This is a genomic window from Spirillospora sp. NPDC048819 (genome assembly GCF_040650055.1).
Lineage (GTDB): Bacteria > Actinomycetota > Actinomycetes > Streptosporangiales > Streptosporangiaceae > Spirillospora.
On the sequence record NZ_JBEZGN010000107.1, the window covers coordinates 1 to 1,239 of the forward strand.

Here is a 1,239-nt window from a genome sequence, read left to right on the forward strand (position 1 = left end):
TCCGGCCCGGAACTCCGGATCGAACGAGCGTCTCTCGGTATCCAACGACCCAACCTTCTCCCAGGTTCGGTCTCCACGATCTCAGGGGAAGCGCAGCAACAGTGTTGTGCTCCGGCTAACGAAGCCGGTGCCAGAAGGCGAACTGACGGGTGAGATTGAGGTTCGCAGCTACTTTGTCAGCGGTCGTAAGAAGACCTGGGTGTCGCCCGACGATCTGACGTCGTGGGAGACAGTTCTCGATGACTTGTCGCGAGGCGACAACACAGCGTGGCGAGAGGGGCAGCGTGCCACCGAGATCTGGCTTGAGCTTGACGACTTCGATCGCGTGATCGTGTCAGTCGTCGACAGGATGTCCTCCCTCGTGAGTGTTGAACTTACGATCGAAGTAGCTGACGGCTGGCTCGAAAATCACTACAAACGCCTGAACGCCATCCGCAAGATGCAACCCGGGTAGCGGCTCGGGCTACCGTCTTTGCTCACTGGTGGCTAGTGGGCACTTCTGTGGCGTAAGCCGCTGTTCTTCCCTCCCCCGGCCCGACGAGACCTGTACCTAACGTTAGCGGCGGACGGGTTCTGTCAAGGGTGGCGCAGCCATCACAGCGCGACGCCCGTAGGGCGCCCTTGACGGGGTTCCGGCCGCCGCGGACCCTCAAAGCATCGGGTCGGGGGAGCCCCGCACCCTTCCAGCCCAACCGGCCGCCGGCAGTGATGCAGTACGGGGCCTGCGATGATATGGGCGTGGCCAGAGTCGAGACGATGAACGCGCAGGATCTGCGGATCATTGGTGAATGCTTGAACGCCGCGTTGCAGGGTCCCTTTTTTCCGGATTGGGAGTTCCAGACGCTTATGGGATTCACTCGGGAGGAGCTGGCGGAGCTGGCGGCGGTGTGGCCGGCGAACGCTGACGCTGACGACCAGGATGACGCTGTGAACAACGTCTTGAACATGCTGCTCGGCTACCCCCTCGACCAGCAAAGACGCTGGCATGAGTACATCTCAGTCTCGCCGCGAGAGGTTGCAGGGGTGTTGGCCCGCTGGCGGGGTGAATCGGAGTTGGACGACTCGGCCAAGGGCTTTTTCGATCGGTTCCGCTGACTGGCGAGCAACCGTGCTGCGGGCGGCGGCGCGACCCGGTGACCGCCTGCGGTTGACGGACAGGGCGGGGCGTCGCGATGCGCGGCCCGGCGCGGCCGTCCGGTGACCGGCGCCCACGCCGCACGCTCCGGGCGGCCAGGCGCG

2 protein-coding genes are annotated in these 1,239 nt (G+C 64.2%); both read left to right on the top strand.

The features are described from left to right. A partial coding sequence (locus tag AB0C35_RS46045) for a DUF5959 family protein (RefSeq protein WP_358471037.1) occupies positions 1 to 454 on the top strand: 454 nt, incomplete at its 5' end. Positions 455 to 738: 284 nt separating this feature from the next. Beyond that, the gene (locus AB0C35_RS46050) at positions 739 to 1,095 is read left to right on the top strand and encodes a hypothetical protein (RefSeq protein WP_358471040.1); all 357 of its coding nucleotides are present in this window, start codon (positions 739 to 741) and stop codon (positions 1,093 to 1,095) included. Positions 1,096 to 1,239 lie beyond the last annotated feature (144 nt).